Below are 15,498 nucleotides of genomic sequence, written 5' to 3'. Positions count from 1 at the left end.
TTCTTACTTTATTTGGTGTTATTGTTTGATTTCTTCCATAACAAAGCCTTCAATTACATCGTCAACTTTAAGATCATTGAAGTTTTCAACCATCGCACCACATTCAAAGCCAAGTTTCACTTCTTTGGCATCATCTTTGAAGCGTTTCAAGCTAGAAAGTTTGCCTTCAAAGATAACGATTCCGTCACGAATCACACGAACACCACTATCACGACGGATAGAACCTTCTGTGACATAACAACCAGCAATCGTTCCAACTTTAGATACTTTGTAAAGTTCACGAACCGTCATTTGACCCGTAATTTTTTCTTCAAATTCTGGATCTAGCATCCCTTTCATTGCTGTTTCGATTTCTTCAATTGCTTTGTAGATGATACGGTGTAAACGGATATCTACTTCTTCTTGATCTGATTGTTGTTTTGCTTGTGGTGTTGGGCGAACGTTAAAGCCAATGATGATCGCATTACTTGCTGCAGCAAGTGTCACGTCACTTTCATTGATTGCACCAACAGCCGAGTGAACGATTTTCACACGAACACCAGCAACTTCGATTTTTTGTAAGCTTGCTGCAAGAGCTTCAGCCGTCCCTTGTACATCTGCTTTGATAATCACGTTAACGTCTTTCAATTCGCCTTCTTTTAGACTTTCAAACAAGTTATCTAATGTTACACGATTATTTGATGAACGTTGTTCAAGTTGTGCACGTTTGCCACGTTCTTCACCTGCTTGACGAGCTGTTTTTTCATCTTCAAAGACTACGAAACGATCGCCTGCTTGCGGCACATCATTCAAACCAGTGATTTCGACTGGTGTTGCAGGTCCTACTGCTTTATCACGACGGCCGATATCATTAGTCATCACACGGACACGTCCGAATGTATTTCCGACAACAATCGGATCACCAACGCGTAATGAACCTTGCTGAACAAGTAATGTCGCAACAGGTCCTTTTCCTTTATCCAAACGAGCTTCGATTACTGTACCAATCGCACGTTGGGTTGGATCAGCTTTCAAGTCTTCTACTTCAGCAATTAATAGAATATTTTCTAGTAACTCGTCAATATTTTGATTGAATTTAGCTGAAATGTTTACGAAGATCGTATCTCCGCCCCATTCTTCTGGAATCAAGCCGTGTTCACTTAATTCTTGTTTTACGTGATCAGGGTTAGCACCTGGTTTATCCACTTTATTGACTGCCACAATAATTGGCACTTCTGCCGCTTTCGCATGGTTGATCGCTTCGACAGTTTGTGGCATAACACCATCATCTGCTGCAACGACTAAAATCGTAATATCTGTGATACCAGCTCCACGAGCACGCATACTTGTAAACGCAGCATGTCCTGGTGTATCTAGGAATGTAATTGGTTTACCGTCGATATCGATTTGGTAGGCACCAATATGTTGCGTGATCCCACCTGCTTCGCCTGAGGTTACACGTGAATTACGTAATGTATCAAGCAATGTTGTTTTACCATGGTCAACGTGACCCATGATGGTTACAACGGGTGGACGTGTTACAAGATTTTCTTCAACTAACGCTTCTGGCTCGAAGAATTTGTCGATATCAGCGACATCAACTTGAACTTTTTCTTGTGGTTCCATGCCATAATCTACGGCTAATAGTTCAATTGTTTCTTTATCTAGTGATTGGTTTTGGTTGACCATAACGCCCATCATAAATAACTTTTTGATAATTTCAGCTGGCTCGCGGTGAATTTTCTTTGCGATATCAGCTACGTTCATTCCTTCTGTATATTCTAATACATCTGGCAATTCACGGAATTTACGAGCAGGAACTGCTGGTTTTGTTGATTCTTGGTATTTCCCTTTTTTGCCTTTTTTATTGAATCTGTTGCGGTTTTGGTTATTGTAGCCGTTACGGTTACGATTTTGACCACCGCCTCCTCCGCCAAAACTATTGTTGCGGTTTCCAGAGTTTGTATTATTACGGTTTTGATTTCCTTGTGCATTAGTGTTGCCTTGTCCTTGTTGCGGACGGTTTTGTTGTCCTGTTTGTGCAGGACGATTTTGAGTTGTACTTTGGTTTGGACGATTTTGGTTCGTATTTTGCGTATTGCTTTGCGCTGGACGATTTTGATTATTGTTACGGTTTTGATTATTTTGTTGTCCTGTTTGAGCTGGACGGTTTTGATTGTTTTGCTGCGGACGATTTTGTTGTCCTTGGTTTGAACGGTTTTGAGTCATATTTTGGCTGCTTCCTTGCATGTTACGATTTTGGTTGTTACGGTTTTGATTGTTTTGTTGTCCTTGTTGCGCTGGACGGTTTTGATTGTTTTGCTGCGGACGATTTTGTTGTCCGTTTTGATGTTGCGGTCTTTGTTGAGTTTGGTTTGGTCTATTTCCATTTTGGTTAGCTGGTTTTGGATTTGCTGGTTTTGTTTGTCCTTGACCACTTTGTGCTGCTTGTGGTTTTGCTGCTGTTTTTTGTTGTGTTGGTGCAGGCTTGTTTCCTCCAAATGAGTTGCGAAGTTTTGATTCGTCCTCAGAAGAAATTGCGCCCATGTGATTTTTCACATCCATACCTAAAGCATGTGCTTTTTCAACAACATCTTTACTCGATTGATTGATTTCTTTTGCTAATTCATAAATTCTTTTTTTCCCCATGCAATCACCTTCCTAACCTTTGATTAGTTCCTTGAACTTGGTCGCAAAGCCTTGATCATTGATGCCGATCACCATACGCGTTCTACCGATTGCGTGACTTAATTCTGCATGTAAAAGCGACTCATTGTATGGAACATTGTAATAAGAACATTTATCCTTAATTTTCTTTCTTGTATTTTCACTAGCATCTGAGGCAACAAAAACAAATTTTGCTTTATTACTACGGATATCACCGATTGTCAATTCTTCACCGGTCACTAGTTTTCCAGCTCTCATAGCCAAACCTAATAAATTTAATATTTTTTCTTTATTCATTGCCAAACAGCTCTTTACGTGCTTTTTGGTGTTCAACATAGTCTAATAATTCTTGGTAAAAAACATCCGTTAATGTTGTCTCCAACACACGATCTAAAATTCGTTTGTCCCATGCAGCTTGGACTTCTTTAGGTTCAAGTGAAACATAAGCACCTCGACCCGGCATTTTACCTGTGGGATCGATTGCAACTTCACCTTCTTTAGAGCGTGTGATTCGAACTAATTCTTTTTTCGGTTTCATTTCACCTGAAACAACAGATTTACGCATCGGGACTTTTCTTTTTTTCATTTCATTCCCTCCAAATCGTTAAACTTGTTCTTCGTCTTCTACTGTTTCTTCTTCAAATGCCACATTTTCATAATCATCTGCAGTCATGTCAGATGCCACGATTGCCTCGTCAAATGCATCTTCTTCAACGGTTGCTTGATTTTCTGCTTGTTCAGCATAATAAGTTTCCATTTCAGATTCAGGTTTGATATCGATCTTAAAGCCAGTTAATTTTGCTGCTAGACGTGCATTTTGACCTCTTTTACCGATAGCAAGTGATAACTGATAGTCAGGAACCACAACTGTACAAGCTTTGCTGTTGTTTGGATCAAAGATAACATCGACTACTTGGGCCGGATTCAGTGCGTTGCTGATGAAAACAGCTGGGTCTTCACTCCATTCAACGATATCCATATTCTCCCCTTTTAATTCGTTCACGATAGCTTGAACACGTTGTCCTTTTGGTCCTACACACGTTCCAACAGGGTCAATATTGGAATCAGTTGAACGGACAGAAACTTTAGAACGGTCACCCGCTTCACGAGCAATACTGACGATCTCTACTATTCCATCATACACTTCTGGGATTTCTTGTTCAAATAATCGCTTCAATAAATCAGGATGACTACGGCTAACGAAAACTTGCGGACCTTTTGAGGTATTTTCAACTTTTGAAACGTACACTTTGATACGATCATGTGGTTGATAAAATTCATTTGGCATTTGATCTTGTTTAGATAACACTGCTTCGATCTTGCCTAAGTTTACATAAATATAACGACGGTCTTGTCTTTCGACGATTCCTTGCATAATGTCATTTTCATATGCACTGAATTCGTTGTAGATAATGTTTCTTTCTGCTTCACGAACGCGTTGTAAAATAACTTGTTTTGCTGTTTGCGCTGCAATGCGGCCAAAATCTTTGGGTGTTACTTCAAACCGAATTTTGTCACCCATTTCATACGCTTTATTGACTTCCATTGCTTCTTTCAACGATACTTCAAGCTGTGAGTCAAATACTTCTTCTGTTACTTCTTTAACGGCATAAACATGGATGTTTCCTTTTTTTCCATCAAATTCGACTTCAACGTTTTGTGCTTGTCCATAATGTCTTTTATATGCGGAAACTAAGGCTGCTTCCAATGCGTCAATCACAATCTCTTTAGAAATACCTTTTTCAGCTTCTAATGCATCCAGTGCATTTAACATTTCTTTGCTCATTTTTTTATCATTTCCTCCTACTGTCTAAATGAAAGGTGAACGGAGCGGATCAACTTCTTATGAGTCGATTCTTGCATCCTGTGATAAGCAAAAACTGGAACGTTCTGCTTTTTATTTTTACTGATTAAAACTGAATTGCCAAACGAGCTTTTGCAATGTTTTTTCGTTCAAATGTATAATCTTTGACTCTTGTTTTGATTTTGACTGTCAAGGTCAACTGATCTTTATCAACTGATTTTAAGACACCTTCAAATTGTTTTTCACCATCAATTGTTTGATAAAGTGAAACATGAATGTATTCTCCAACTGCTTGTTCATAGTCGCTTTCCTTCTTCAACGGACGTTCAGCTCCCGGAGAGGACACTTCCAGAAAGTACGCTTGAGGAATCGGATCTGGATCCATAGCATCAAGCTTTTCATCTAGCTGCTCACTGACAAGTGCGCAATCTAAGATATCAATACCGCCTTCTTTATCAATAAAGACACGGAGAAACCAGTCTCTTCCTTCCTTGACAAACTCGACTTCTACAAGTTCAAAATTTTGTTTTTCTAAGATTGGTGTGACTAACTCGGTAACAGTTTCCACAACACTACTCAAAATTTTCGCCTCCTTCGAGATTTATGTAACGTACTAGTTTTTAGAAAAGAAGAATGAATCGTGCCGAGGTGTTGCTTAAAAACGGCTTCATACAACTAGACAATAGAAAAGCGGAGTATATATTGCAGCTCTAATAAAAAACAGGTATTTTGACTTTCGACATTTCTTTGTCGAGTGCTCTATTACTCTGATTGAAAAGGGCTGATTCACATAACTGAATATTGAAAAGTGAACTAAATCAACGTTTCAACAACTATTATTTTATGTTACTCCATTAAAAAGAGTGAGCAGAAATCCGCTCACTCAAACTAGTATCATTACTTATAATGTATTCTATCATAGATTGACTGAAAACTCAAATCTAGGTTATTAAACTGGCTTTTCTCTTCATTTACTTTTTCAAATTATCAAAGAATCTTACTTCACTTTTCTATTTTTTTGTTTTACTATGAATAGGAAGATTTGAAAGGAGTACCTCCATGTCACAAACACAGGTAATTAAAGTTACGAAAGATACGATAAAAAAAATGCACGCCTTTTATAAAAATAATCTACTAAATAAAACTGTTCCTTATACTGATTTTGTAGCAAAAGTCGGAAGCATCACTATTACCGCCTACACCTCAGGTAAAATCGTTTTTCAAGGACCTGATGCTGAAAAAGCTGCCGCTAGATGGGTAAACGCTGTGCCCGGTAAAAAAGCGCATAACGCCTCTTCAAAAAAGACAACGATATTGCCTGCCAACTTTAGTCAGCTTTCTGTCTTAGGTAGCGACGAAGTTGGTAACGGTAGTTATTTTGGACCTGTCACAGTCTGTGCTGCTTATGTAGATAAAACAATGGTTACAAAGTTAAAAGCACTTGGTGTTAGAGATTCAAAAGAGTTGACTGATCCACAGATCGTAAAGCTTTCTTCAGTTATTAAAGAGCTGATCCCACACAGATTGCTAATTGTTGAACCAGAAAAATATAATCAAATCCAGCCTAAATACAATGCAGTCCATATGAAAGTCGCTCTTCATAATCAGGCTATTTATTTATTATTGAAAGAGATTGCCCCTATAAAACCAGAAGCCATCTTGATCGATCAATTTACACCAGAAACCAATTATAAAAAGTATGTTCACAGTGAACAAAATCAGGTCACTGAAAAGCTGTACTTTATTACCAAAGGCGAACAATACCATGTCGCAGTTGCAGCTGCGTCGATTATTAGCCGAGCAGCCTTCTTAGAAGAACTAGACAAAGAAGCAAAAGAATTAGGAATGAACGTTCCTTCTGGAGCTGGCGCCACTTCGGATAAAGTTGCAGCTGCCATATTAGCCAAAGGCGGAATCGAATTACTAAGTAAATATGCCAAACTTCATTTTGCGAATACTGAAAAAGCGAAAAAAATCGCTGCCAAATAAAACTTGCCTAAGACGGTTTGACCAACTGTCTTAGGCAAGTTTTACTCTGCTTCTTGAATTTCCTTATCCAAATCAGCATAATCGATTTCAGTATGAATAAATGTCTCATCATTTTTGGGAAAATGCTGCAATAAAGAATCCATTGGTTCGATTTCAATTGTTCCAGATTCTAATTCAAAATCCATCAAATGACCACCAAACGTCTCCTCATCGTCAATAAAGTGCAAATGAAAATCCGCTGCCGCAACGCCTTGAAACAATTCAGGAGTAAAGAAGCCAATGATCGTACCAGAAACATCTCTTTTAACAAACTCAGGTTGTTCTTTAGACACTTCAACTAATCGTTTATATGGTTTTTCTTGCTTAGGCATTGCTCGTATACGTACTTCTTTAAATTTCCCATGAATTTTGATTGCGTGAAAAAGGTTTTCACTCTTTAATTGTTCACGAATCAACGTATTGATTTGCAGGTTATTTGCAGAGTGCTCAATGGGAAACTTGATTGTCGGCTTAAAGTTCGTTACTGCTGCATAAGGGGTCTTTTGTTCTTCATTAATGGCGATCAAAGCACCATCTTCTCTCCCTTGATACGCTTTTCCATCTAGAATAATCAGTTCTCCATCTAGGCCAGCTAAAGTGCCAATCCCAAAATCACCTTTTTCCAAAATATTAGCAATTGTTTCCGTACCATCCATTAAACCAGCCATTAATGCACCTAGCGTCCCATGCTGGTATAAAATTGCTTCTTTTGTCATTGCTATCACCTTTCTAATAAAACTGATCCGGCAAAATCGTTTCACCAAGTTTTTCGTTGTCTTGGTAATCAATTGGAATATCGATCACGACTGGACCTTCTGTTTTGATACCAGTTAAAATTGCCTCTCTTAGTTCATCACTATTTTCTGCTCTTATGCCTTTTGCACCAAAAGCTTCAGCGTATTTCACAAAATCGACTGGTCCAAAGTCTACACCCGAAATCCGATGGTATTTTAGCTGTTCTTGAAATTCAACCATATTATAGCGCCCATCATTCCAAATCAAATGGATGATTTTCAATTTTTTACGAACTGCTGTTTCAAGATCTTGGGCAGAAAATAAGAAACCCCCGTCTCCTGACACAGAGATGATTTGTGTATTCGGACGAACTAACGCAGCAGAAATCGCCCATGGAAGTGCCACACCTAGTGTTTGCATACCATTACTAAAAAGTAAATGTCTCGGTTCATAGCTTCTAAAATGACGAGCCATCCAAATATAATGACTGCCTACATCCACCGTAACCGTCATCTCGTCCGTCACAATAGTTTGTAACGTTTCAATAACCTCCAAAGGATGAATCAAGCCATTCGTCGCTCGTTCTTTGATATCATCTCGTTTAACTAATTTCTCATGTAAGACATTCAAATAGTCTCTTGTTTTCTTTGACAACGTTTTAGCCTCGATATTTGGTAAAAGAACCGTTAATGTCTGTGCAATATCGCCAATCAATTCTTTTTCTGGTTGGAAATATTGATCGATTTCAGCTGGTGTATCATCAATTACTATAATTTTAGATTCCCCTTCTGCGTTCCAATTTCTAGCCTCATACTCAATCGGATCGTACCCAACCGCAATGACTAAATCACTACGTTTTAATAGCATATCGCCAGGTTGATTACGGAACAAGCCGATTCGTCCAAAGAAATGATCTTCTAATTGTCTAGAAATCACACCTGCTGCTTGGAATGTTTCCACCACTGGAATTTTGGTTTTGGCAACAATGTCACGAATTGCTTTTGCTTCTTTTGCAGTTGATGCTCTCATGCCAACTAATAAAACAGGTAACTCAGCTCCTTGAATTAATTCAGACAGATACTGAATGTCTTCAGGTGAAGCTGATCCGATTTTTGGATCACTTAGCGGCTTGATACTAGCTGATTCAACTGAACTATCCACTACATCTTGAGGAATACTGATAAAACTGGCTCCCCTTTTTGACGATTTCGCCAACCGATAAGCATTTGCTAACACTTCAGAAATAGTTTCTGGATCTTGAATTTCTGCACTATATTTCGTAATTGGCTCAAATAAGGCAGCGTTGTTCATACTTTGATGCGTTAATTTTAACAAGTCACGTCGTTTCACTTGACCGCCAATCGCCAATACAGGATCACCTTCTGCTGTTGCTGTGACTAAACCTGTTGCAAGATTACTGGCACCTGGACCACTTGTTGCAACTACTACGCCAGGATGTCCGGTCAAGCGTCCAACCGCTGCCGCCATAAATGCCGCATTTTGCTCGTGCCGCGTTACGATTAATTCTGGGCCGTCATCAACTAATGCATTAAACAAGCCGTCGATCTTTGCTCCTGGAATCCCAAAGACATAATCAACTTGATGATTTTTTAAACTTTCTACAATCACTTCAGCACCATTTCTGCTTTTATCCGCCACGTGTTACACTCCCTATTCAATAGTGTTTCATTACATATAAATAACCTTAAGAAAGAATTTTTCATTGAATAAAATCACTAAATACAAAATTTTATAATACAGTTTTAAAACCTGTATCATTTTTTATGATTATAGCATGGAAGCTTCTTTTTGTTTAACGATTTGTTTGGCAAAAAGGAAAAGTGACTGAGACATAACTCTGCGAGTTACACCTCAGTCACCTAGAATGCGAATAAACGGTGGGAGCAAAAGCAACCTCTCAACCATTTTAGTTTCGATAATTCAAGCGCTTGTCTTTAATTTGATGCTCAAAATCCATGCCGTAACCAAAATCATATACATGACCTAGTTCATCTTTGTAGCAAATCATGTCAAATGGAACATCTTCTTGTTGTTGTTCAACCGTTTCCATATTTTTAGGCATCTGAAACGGCAATAATCCGGAAGGCGTAGCCTCACCACTCAAAACACTCAATATCGCTTGTGTTTGGACACCAAAATCTGCGATAATTCCATCCACAAGCTGCTCGAATTCTTTCACTATTGTGGGATTTTTCATCAGGAGAGAAACGACAATCGGTAAGTCTGGAAAATCTTTTCTTATTGTCATAATCGTTTCAATATCTTGATTGTTAGCTGCTGTATTGCTTTTATCAAAATAGGAACGGTCTTCACCAGCCAAACTTTCTTTCCGAGCGTATTTAGCAGTATAAGGTAAATATTGTAAGCTAATCGGCAAATAGCCATTTCCCTCAGCGTCACTAGCATAACCAACTGTTTTCGGTGAGTCTAAGAAAACAAGCACAACATCCGCTTTATCTGGAGATTCTACTACTTGAAAATACTTTTCTACGATAGCAGGATTAACCGGTTTTTTTTCACAAGCAGGCTGAACATTACCAAACCAATCTGAGGATTCACCAATTTTTTGTTTAGGAATATACACTTTTGTTTGTTTTTTTAACGGCAACAAGTGATGTTTATTTTTTAGTAAAACTAAAGATTTTTGCTGTGCCTTGTAGCCACGTTCCATAAATTCAGGATTACCTACTATTTCTTCTGATCGCTTCGGTATCAAATAGGGATTTTCAAATAGACCTGTTTGAAAAATATTTTTCAATATTCGACGAGCTGAGATACGAAATCTTTCTTTCATCACTTGCTCGCTATGTTCAGCGATACCTAATTCATAAGCAGCCAAAACCGGCGCTATCTCATTATTTCCACCGAACTGATCAACACCTGCTGCCAATGCTTTATAATGACGTTCTTCCACCGTTAAGCTTTCTACGCCCCAGCTTTTTCCACCAATAAATTGATCTAATTTGACCGCGTCTGCTGTAATCGACCAATCTGTACAAACAACTCCGTCATACGCATACTTTTTACGCAATAAATCATTGATGATATATTCACTAAATCCATTTCCGACATCTTCGTGATTTTTTTGATCTTGATCATAAGAAATTGTGTAATAAGGCATCACAGCAGAAGCTTTTTTGGTTCCTGCTTCTAGATCAAATGCACCATGAAGAAATGGTTTTAAATGTTCACTAAAATTATTACCAGGATAAACTGCATATTTACCATAACCATAATGACCATCACGACCAGCTTCACCGCTTCCGCCACCAGGCCAGTGCTTGACCATTGCATTGACGCTTTCACTGCCCCAGCCATCCGTTTCATATTCAGTTGTTTGAAAACCATCACAATAAGCTTTAGCCAAATCGGTGACTAATTTGACCCCTTCTCCAAATGTTCCAGAAAAACGCATCCAGCGTGGCTCTGTCGCTAAATCAATTTGCGGAGATAAGGCAGTTGTGATGCCAAGTGCCCTGTATTCTTGACTTGCGACTTCACCAAATTGCTTTACCAAGCCAGGATCGAATGTTGCAGCTAAGCCCAATTGCTCTGGCCATTTTGAAATATCCCCACCAGCACCTGCATTAAATTCTGTATCAGCACTAGTGCTATGTCTTGGATCTGAGCTGACGTTTACTGGAATACCCAAATCTAAACTTTCAGCCATTGCTTGTAAATTATTCGACCACTCAGCAGCAATTTGAGGAGCATCCACCAGAGTTAATAAGACATGACGAATATGATCTTTTTCTAAAAATTCTTTTTGCTGATCCGTTAAATTCGCAATAGATCCGCTATAATGATCTAGCGATTTTCCGTCATACGTTCCTGAGAACATTTCCACAAAATGATTCTGACTTTTAGAAACCGTTTGATGCCTACTATACAACATTAATCCAGCAATCTGATCGATCGTCAATTTTGCAGTTAAATCTTCAATTCTCTCCTCAAGCGGCAAGCGCCAATCTTCATAAGGATCTAAAAGTCCATTCTTATTTAAATCTTTAAAAGCAAAACCATCTTCTTCTATCAAAGTAACACCTGAAGCCGTTGAATAACCCAGAGTTGCACCATTTTCATTCTCGACCAGTATCCAATTTCCTTGAGAAGTCTTTTTGTAGCCCATTTATTTTTCCCCATTTCATTATGCCGTAAACGCATTCTTTCACTTCTTTCTATCTTACAATAAATGTTAACCCGATGCGATGTCTATTTGGGATTTTATTTGCTTCTGTTTTACAAACGTGTGTATTTTGTCTGTATATGTTTAAGAAAATGTAAAGAAATGACCATTAAACTTTTCCAAATCAAAATCATATAAAAGTAGAACCTTATCAGATAAGTGAAAACCGTGCCCTTAATGGTTAAAGTGCTATTTTAGCTTAGATAAAATAACACCTGTCAGCATATTTCACAACGTTTTATTATAAAAAATTTAATATTCACTTTATTGACTTTAGTCAAGATCTTCACTATATTTAAGGCGATCTGAATAACTTGTTAGGTGAGGCTCCTATGAAAACACAGGCTACTGCTCAAAAATGTCGAAAGACAGGCATGGGTAGGACAGGAATTGTCGAATTAAGGCTTTTCACAAAGTAGCTAAAAGCTCAGCTTTTTACGTTTCATAGTGCTAAAACTCAACGATGAGAATGATGAAAAGCTCTATTTGTGCTGCAATCAATCCACCTTCGCTGAGTTAGTTAAGCGAAGGTTTTTTGTTTTAATAAATAAGGTATTTCTCAGCTTTTTAATTAGCAGGAGGTGAATAAGCAGAGATATCAACGTTTTTTTGATATAAAGCTGTTAATACCTTTTATATGTAGCACAACTATCTTTTTATACCGACATCTAAGTCGATTTCCTAATGCACACTTTATTTGATGATCAATTAAAATGATTAGCGAGGAATAAAAAATGAAACTAGTGAACAAAATCGTAATTTGTACGCTGCTTTGTATTGTTCTCCTTTTTGCAGCAATCGGCAGTTACACTGTAATCAGCTTCCATAATGGAAAAAAAGCAGCACAATCTCAAGTAAATCCTACGAAAAACAAAGATTTTTCCGGTGATCAACAAACAAATATGAAAGAAATCACCATTATGCTGATTGGTGATGATGGTCGTGAAGATGATGAAGATGGCGGTCGAGCAGATACGCTGATGGTCGCTCATTATAATAGCGAGACCAAACAACCAAAACTTGTTTCGATCATGAGGGATTCTTATGTCAAAATCCCAGAATATGGTTTAGAGAAAATCAATGCCGCTTATGCGTTTGGTGGAGCAGAGTTAACTAGAAAAGTCCTTAACGATTCTTTCGGCTTACCGATCAATTATTACATTTCAGCCGACTTTAATAATTTTATCCGTTTGATCAATGAGCTTTATCCTAAAGGAATCGAAATTGATGCAGAAAAAGATATTAATTTAGACAATGTTGATATCAAAAAAGGTATCCAAGTCATGGATGGTAATACGTTGTTACAGTATGCTCGTTTTAGAATGGATGAAGAAGGAGATTTTGGTCGAGTGAGGAGGCAGCAGCAAGTGATGGATGCATTAGCAAAGCAGTCTAAAAATGCCGTTTCGTTCTTACAATTACCTAAAATTGCTGGTGAAGCTGTTGGCTACTTGGATACAAACATTCCAGCAGATGTCCTTGTCGATTTAGCAAAAGATTTTCTAACTGGTAAAGTCAAAAATCTAGAGACCCTTTCCATCCCAGTCTCAGGTAGCTGGGCGTTTAATGATTATACCGAAGCTGGCAGTGTCTTGGAAATTGACGAGGAACAAAATCAACTTGCCATTCACGATTTTTTGAATGATGGAGCAAAAAGATGAAACGGCTTAGCAGACCATCCAAACTACAGTATCTAGATTTTTATATTTTGCTTCCGTATCTGATTCTTTGTATCATCGGCATTTTAATGGTTTACAGTTCTAGCTCTTATCACTTGTTAGACAGTGAGTTAGGCACTGCTAGTAAAGCCATCAAGCAAACCATGTATTTCCTTTTTAGTTTACTTTGCATGAGTATTGTTTATCGGATTCACTTAAATGTACTGCGCAAACCTAAACTATTATTCATGTTACTTTTTCTCACCTTTCTTTCAATCGCTGCTTTGCCATTGATTGGAACTACTGTAGGTGGAGCAAAACGGTGGATCAATTTAGGTGTCCTTTTATTTCAACCCTCTGAATTAGTCCCGTTGATCCTAGTTCTTTATCTAGCAGCAAACTTAGCCAAAGATAATGTTTTACGTCCTTTCACAATCAAAAATCACAAACGATCCCTTATGGTGTCGCTTTTCTTTATGTGTTTTGTTGCGATTCAACCCAATATAGCTGGGGCATCAATGATTTTCATTCTGGTTTTAACCTTATTTTTATCCAGCGGGCTATCCCCACTATTTATGTCATTGGCTTTGATCAGTTTTATGGCACTCAAACGTTTGGGAACTGTTCTTTTATTAGCCATACCAAAAAACTGGATGCCGCAAAAATTTAGTTATCTCGTCACACGTTTTGAAGTGATGCAAAACCCTTTCATCGATCCTACAGGTAAAGGGTTTCAAACGTCAAATGCTTATTACGCTATACACAACGGCGGATTTTTCGGGCGTGGTTTAGGTAATAGTATTCAGAAAAAAGGCTTTTTACCTGCAGCAGATACAGATTTTATCTTTGCTATTTGTATTGAAGAATTGGGCCTGATTGTTTCTTTAGGTATTTTATTTTTGGTTTTCTTTATTGTGGGTCGTTTATTTTTGTTAGCAATAAAGTCAAAAACTCTTTATTATTCTTATCTTTATATTGGCTGCGGTACGCTGCTTTGTCTGCAAGTTTCTGTGAATGTCGGTAGTCTTTTAGGCTACATTCCAATGACCGGTCTGACCTTCCCTTTTATTAGTTACGGCGGCTCTAGTTTGCTGATATTAAGCGTGACACTCGGACTAGCTTTAAATGCACGCGCCACAGAAATCAGAGAGACATTCCAAGCACAAGGAGGGACAACATGAAACGAGCCTTGCCTTCTAAAAGGGAACCTGTAAATTATGCATTACTTTTACCTGTTTTTCTTCTAATCTTAGTTGGGTTTATTGCACAATACGGTGCATTTCAAGCTGACCCAACGGTGGATTCTGTATTTCCTTTATTGAAAAAACAACTTTTATGGACAATATTGGGCATTCTTTCAATGTTTGCCACAATGTTTATTCCAATTAACTATTTATGGAAATTGACCCCTGTCTTTTACAGTCTCTCTTTGCTTTTAATGAGCTTACTGATAAAATTTCATGATCCCGTTATGGCCGCTGCTACAGGTACCAAGCGTTGGATTCGTTTAGGTCCTTTTTCATTTCAACCATCAGAATTCATGAAACTTGGCTATATTTTAATGCTAGCCTACATTATTACCAAAAAAAGACAACAAACACAAACGTCCTCTATTCTAAAAGATGATTTCCGTTTATTAGGCGCAATGAGTCTGGTTAGTTTACCAATATTGGCATTAATGTTTTATCAAAAAGATTTTGGAACAAGTTTAGTCTTTGTCTCCATTTTTTTAGGCATGGTTGTCGTTTCTGGCTGTTCGTGGAAAATTTTAACAGTTGGATTCGCTGGGCTAAGCATCGTTGGGATTAGCGGAATTCTACTGGTTTTAACTGAACAAGGTCAAAAACTACTTTCTTATCTCCATTTTAAACCTTATCAATTTAATCGAATCCACGCTTGGCTTAATCCCTTTGAATACGCTGATTCTATTTCTTTTCAGCAAGCGCGCGGACTGACAGCGATCGGTTCTGGTGAATTAGTCGGAAAAGGACTGACAAATTTGCAAGTTTATGTACCAGTTAGGGAATCGGATATGATTTTTACAGTGATTGGAGAAGCTTACGGCTTTCTTGGAACTTGTTTATTGATTTTACTTTTCTTCTATTTGATTTATCAAATGCTGATCTGTACGTTACACGCTAAGCGAGAGTTTTATGCTTATATTACAACAGGAGTGATCATGTATTTCTTGTTCCATATTCTTGAAAATATTGGCTCTAATATTGGTTTGCTGCCCTTAACTGGTATCCCACTGCCTTTTATCAGCCAAGGCGGAACTGCTTATTTAGCTAATTTCATTGGAATTGGGTTGATTCTTTCCATGTATTATCAAAAAGAAAAAAATGAAATCGAGACTTGATTATTATGCAGAAAAGAGCTGAAACTCGATACCGAATTTCAGCTCTTTGTTTTAGAGAAAA

At 38.0% G+C, this 15,498-nt stretch carries 12 protein-coding genes and 1 riboswitch; of the genes, 4 read left to right on the top strand and 8 right to left on the bottom strand.

Annotated elements, in window-relative coordinates; genetic code table 11:
- Positions 1–18: 18 nt before the first annotated feature.
- The 5 genes from infB to rimP all read right to left on the bottom strand — a co-directional run bounded on the left by infB (position 19) and on the right by rimP (position 5,030).
- On the bottom strand, positions 19–2,628 hold the full coding sequence (infB, locus tag IGJ55_RS06780; protein WP_430607826.1) for a translation initiation factor IF-2: 2,610 nt from the start codon (positions 2,626–2,628) through the stop codon (positions 19–21).
- Positions 2,629–2,640: 12 nt separating this feature from the next.
- Entirely contained in the window at positions 2,641–2,943 is a 303-nt protein-coding gene (locus IGJ55_RS06775) for a YlxQ-related RNA-binding protein (protein ID WP_069638566.1), read from the bottom strand.
- Positions 2,936–3,232, bottom strand: a complete 297-nt coding sequence (gene rnpM / locus IGJ55_RS06770) for an RNase P modulator RnpM (RefSeq protein WP_069638567.1) — start codon at positions 3,230–3,232, stop codon at positions 2,936–2,938. The genes IGJ55_RS06775 and rnpM overlap by 8 nt, the downstream gene beginning before the upstream one ends.
- A gap of 18 nt (positions 3,233–3,250) precedes the next feature.
- A complete protein-coding gene (nusA, locus tag IGJ55_RS06765; protein ID WP_429950892.1) occupies positions 3,251–4,432 on the bottom strand; it encodes a transcription termination factor NusA in 1,182 nt (393 codons plus the stop codon).
- A 124-nt stretch (positions 4,433–4,556) separates the two neighbouring features.
- Positions 4,557–5,030 carry a ribosome maturation factor RimP gene (gene rimP / locus IGJ55_RS06760; RefSeq protein ID WP_429950889.1) on the bottom strand — a complete coding sequence of 158 codons (474 nt, stop codon included), beginning with the start codon at positions 5,028–5,030 and terminating at the stop codon, positions 4,557–4,559.
- A gap of 479 nt (positions 5,031–5,509) precedes the next feature.
- Here rimP and rnhC point away from each other — a divergent pair, with 479 nt between their 5' ends.
- Positions 5,510–6,439: a ribonuclease HIII gene (gene rnhC, locus IGJ55_RS06755; RefSeq protein ID WP_430607823.1), complete on the top strand. Its 930-nt coding sequence runs from the start codon at positions 5,510–5,512 to the stop codon at positions 6,437–6,439.
- A 41-nt stretch (positions 6,440–6,480) separates the two neighbouring features.
- Here rnhC and budA read toward each other — a convergent pair whose 3' ends face one another.
- The 3 genes from budA to IGJ55_RS06740 all read right to left on the bottom strand — a co-directional run bounded on the left by budA (position 6,481) and on the right by IGJ55_RS06740 (position 11,363).
- Positions 6,481–7,194: an acetolactate decarboxylase gene (budA, locus tag IGJ55_RS06750; RefSeq protein ID WP_069638571.1), complete on the bottom strand. Its 714-nt coding sequence runs from the start codon at positions 7,192–7,194 to the stop codon at positions 6,481–6,483.
- A 13-nt stretch (positions 7,195–7,207) separates the two neighbouring features.
- Entirely contained in the window at positions 7,208–8,872 is a 1,665-nt protein-coding gene (gene alsS, locus IGJ55_RS06745; protein ID WP_430607822.1) for an acetolactate synthase AlsS, read from the bottom strand.
- Between the two features lie 268 nt (positions 8,873–9,140).
- Entirely contained in the window at positions 9,141–11,363 is a 2,223-nt protein-coding gene (locus IGJ55_RS06740) for a glycoside hydrolase family 3 N-terminal domain-containing protein (RefSeq protein ID WP_430607820.1), read from the bottom strand.
- A 363-nt stretch (positions 11,364–11,726) separates the two neighbouring features.
- A riboswitch (M-box (ykoK) riboswitch) is annotated at positions 11,727–11,896 on the top strand.
- 258 nt (positions 11,897–12,154) lie between these two features.
- Here IGJ55_RS06740 and IGJ55_RS06735 point away from each other — a divergent pair.
- From IGJ55_RS06735 to IGJ55_RS06725, 3 genes are read left to right on the top strand one after another with little or no spacing between them, the layout of a single operon-like run.
- Positions 12,155–13,081 (top strand): LCP family protein, encoded by a 927-nt coding sequence (locus tag IGJ55_RS06735; RefSeq protein WP_429950879.1) that lies wholly within the window; start codon positions 12,155–12,157, stop codon positions 13,079–13,081.
- On the top strand, positions 13,078–14,259 hold the full coding sequence (locus IGJ55_RS06730) for an FtsW/RodA/SpoVE family cell cycle protein (RefSeq protein ID WP_207121290.1): 1,182 nt from the start codon (positions 13,078–13,080) through the stop codon (positions 14,257–14,259). Before IGJ55_RS06735 ends, IGJ55_RS06730 begins: the two co-directional genes overlap by 4 nt.
- Complete coding sequence (locus tag IGJ55_RS06725; protein WP_430607817.1) at positions 14,256–15,437, top strand: FtsW/RodA/SpoVE family cell cycle protein; 1,182 nt, start codon at positions 14,256–14,258, stop codon at positions 15,435–15,437. Before IGJ55_RS06730 ends, IGJ55_RS06725 begins: the two co-directional genes overlap by 4 nt.
- The last annotated feature ends 61 nt before the right edge of the window (positions 15,438–15,498 follow it).

The organism is Enterococcus sp. AZ170 (genome assembly GCF_050545135.1).
GTDB classification, from domain to species: Bacteria; Bacillota; Bacilli; order Lactobacillales; family Enterococcaceae; genus Enterococcus_L; species Enterococcus_L ureilyticus.
The sequence above is the reverse complement of the archived record's forward strand: the minus strand, read 5'-3'. Positions and strand labels throughout refer to the sequence as shown.